The organism is Mesorhizobium sp. M7A.F.Ca.CA.004.04.2.1, assembly GCF_004022825.1.
GTDB lineage: Bacteria > Pseudomonadota > Alphaproteobacteria > Rhizobiales > Rhizobiaceae > Mesorhizobium.
This window is the reverse complement of record NZ_RZPH01000738.1, coordinates 1-3,103: the sequence shown is the minus strand read 5'-3', so window position 1 is coordinate 3,103 and position 3,103 is coordinate 1. Positions and strand designations below refer to the sequence as shown.

The window sequence follows — 3,103 nt, the reverse complement described above, 5'->3', positions numbered from 1 at the left end:
GCGTTCAGTCATGGCAGGTGCTTCTAATGCATGATCCCAAAAAGTGGAAACCGGTTTTTGGAAAAGATCATGCTCAAATGAAAGCTAGAGCCCGTTCCGTCTTCCGTCCATCAACAAGATGGAACAGGCTCTAGCGAGCCTCTCTCGCAAAGGCAAATCCGATCGGCGCGCCGGCCGTGAACCTTTTCCGGCACATGAACGACAGATGAACACGCTGATCACGAAGCCTTCACGCAGCGTTCACTAGGTTGCACCTTAATAAGATGAAACCAAAATCCCATCTATCCGTTGTTAGGCGCAGGAGAACACGCACATGCTGATCTACATGCTCGCCACCGCAATGACCGTCGCCATGCTGATCGCCACCGTATTTGGGCTGCATCAGGAGGCGCAACGCATCCGCGTCAAGGCAAACACCAAGCGCTTCGAAGGCTTCGGCCCGCGCAAGCCATATCGTCACTACTGATAAAGCCTGAACTTGCTGCCGCGCCGGCCACCTGGCCGGCGTTGCTATGTCAAAACCCGGGTGCCGGACTTAGTCCGCACCGTCCGGACCGGCGTCAGGCGCCGGAGCGGCATCAGCACCGCCCTCGACCGTCTCATCGCTTTCTTCGTCCGCTTGCGGTTCCGAGATCCGCTCGACCGAAACCACCTTTTCGCCTTCAGCCGTGTTGAAGATGGTCACGCCCTTGGTGGCGCGGCTGGCGAAACGGATGCCGTTGACCGGAACCCGGATGACGGTGCCGCCGTCCGACACCAGCATGATCTGGTCGTCATTGCCGACCGGGAACGTCGCCACCAGCCTGCCAATCTCGGCTGCCTTCGACACATCGGTGGCGCGGATGCCTTTGCCGCCGCGTCCGGTCAGCCGGAAATCATAGGATGACGAACGCTTGCCGTAGCCGAACTCGGTGACCGTCAGCACGTACTGTTCGTGCGCCTTGAGCTCTTCGTATCGGTTGTCGGAAAGCTCCGTCTCCTCGCCGATCTCCTCATTGGTCAGCGCGATCTCTTCCTCTTCGCCGGTCGTTTCCGTGGCAAGCCGCCGCTCCGCCGCCGCGCGCTTCAGGTAAGCGGCGCGTTCCGCTGGCGAAGCATCGACATGCTCTATCACCGACATCGAGATGATGCGGTCGGTCTCGGCCATGGTTATGCCGCGCACACCGACCGAATTGCGGCTCTGGAAGACGCGCACGTCGCCGACGGAGAAGCGTATGCACTGGCCGGAACTGGCGGTCAGCAGCACGTCGTCCTTGTCGGTGCAGGTCTCGACGCCGAGGATCTCGTCGCCTTCTTCCTCCAGCTTCATGGCGATCTTGCCGTTGCGGTTGACCTGGACGAAGTCGGATAGATCGTTGCGGCGCACGGTGCCGCGCGTGGTGGCGAACATCACGTAAAGTTCGCCCCAGCTGGCCTCGTCCTCCGGCAGCGGCATGATGGTGGTGATGCGCTCGCCCTGCTCCAGCGGCAGCATGTTGATCAGCGCCTTGCCGCGTGACTGCGGATTGCCGATCGGCAGCCGCCAGACCTTTTCCTTGTAGACGATGCCGCGCGAGGAGAAGAACAGCACCGGCGTGTGGGTGTTGGCCACGAACAGCCGGGTGACGAAATCCTCTTCCTTGGTCGACATGCCGGAGCGGCCCTTGCCGCCGCGACGCTGCGCCCGGTAGAGCGACAGCGGCACGCGCTTGATGTAGCCGGAATGGCTCACCGTCACGACCATGTCCTCGCGCTGGATCAGGTCCTCGTCTTCCATGTCCGAACCGCCGTCGGTGAGTTCGGTGCGGCGCGGCGTGCCGAACTCGTCGCGCACGGCGGCAAGCTCGTCCTTGACGATCTGCTGGACGCGCGCGCGGGACGACAAAATGTCCAGGTAATCGATGATTTCGGCGCCGATCGTGTTCAACTCGTCGGCGATCTCGTCGCGGCCGAGCGCGGTCAGGCGCTGCAGGCGCAGTTCGAGGATGGCGCGCGCCTGTTCCTCTGACAGATTGTAGGTGCCGTCTTCGTTGATCCGGTGACGCGGGTCATCGATCAGGAGGATCAGCGATTCCACGTCGCCAGAGGGCCAGCGCCGCTCCATCAACTGCTCACGCGCCGTCTGCGGATCCGGCGCGGTGCGGATCAGCTTGATGATCTCGTCGATGTTGGCGACTGCGATGGCGAGACCGACCAGCACATGGGCGCGGTCGCGCGCCTTGCGCAGCAGGAATTTCGTCCGCCTTGTGATCACCTCCTCACGGAAGGCGACGAACGCCTTCAGCATATCGGTCAGGTTCATCACTTCCGGCTTGCCGCCGTTCAGTGCCACCATATTGGCGCCGAAGGAGGTCTGCAGCGGCGTGAAGCGGTAGAGCTGGTTGAGGATGACGTCGGCAACGGCGTCGCGCTTCAACTCGATGACGACGCGGTAGCCCTGGCGGTCGCTCTCGTCGCGGATATCGGAAATGCCCTCGATGCGCTTGTCGCGCACCAGTTCAGCCATCTTCTCGATCATCGACGACTTGTTCACCTGGTAGGGAACCTCGGTGATGATGATCGACTCGCGGTCGTTGCCGCGCTGTTCGATGTTGACCTTGCCGCGCATGACGATGGAGCCACGGCCGGTCGAATAGGCGTTGTAGATGCCCGAACGGCCAAGCACGATGCCGCCGGTGGGGAAATCCGGTCCCGGAATGATCTCCATCAACGCCGGCAGGTCGATCGCCGGATTGTCGATGAGGGCGATGGCGCCGTTGCAGATTTCGCTGAGATTATGCGGTGGAATGTTGGTCGCCATGCCGACGGCGATGCCGCCCGAGCCGTTGACCAAAAGGTTGGGAAACCGTGCCGGCAGAACCTTCGGTTCGCTGCCCGACGCGTCGTAAGTGTCCTGGAAATCGACGGTATCCTTGTCGATATCCTCCAAAAGCTCGTGCGCGACCTTGGTCAGCCGCGCTTCCGTGTAGCGCATCGCCGCAGGCGGATCGCCGTCGATGGAGCCGAAATTGCCCTGCCCGTCGATCAACGGAACGCGCAGCGACCAGTCCTGTGCCATGCGCACCAAGGCGTCATAGATGGAGGCGTCGCCATGCGGATGGTATTTACCCATCACGTCGGCGAC

General features: G+C 61.9%; 2 protein-coding genes. One reads left to right on the top strand and one right to left on the bottom strand.

Annotated elements, in window-relative coordinates:
• Positions 1 to 313 precede the first annotated feature (313 nt).
• A complete protein-coding gene (locus tag EN893_RS26140) occupies positions 314 to 466 on the top strand; it encodes a hypothetical protein (protein ID WP_081714296.1) in 153 nt (50 codons plus the stop codon).
• Positions 467 to 535: 69 nt separating this feature from the next.
• Here the strand turns inward: EN893_RS26140 and gyrA are convergent.
• Positions 536 to 3,103 (bottom strand): DNA gyrase subunit A (gene gyrA / locus EN893_RS26135; protein WP_128361885.1); only part of this gene is annotated, 2,568 nt, incomplete at its 5' end.

What these genes read in the sequence shown, in the direction of transcription:
- EN893_RS26140 (WP_081714296.1), top strand. Translation starts at nt 314, where the DNA reads ATGCTGATCTACATGCTCGCCACCGCAATGACCGTCGCCATGCTGATC.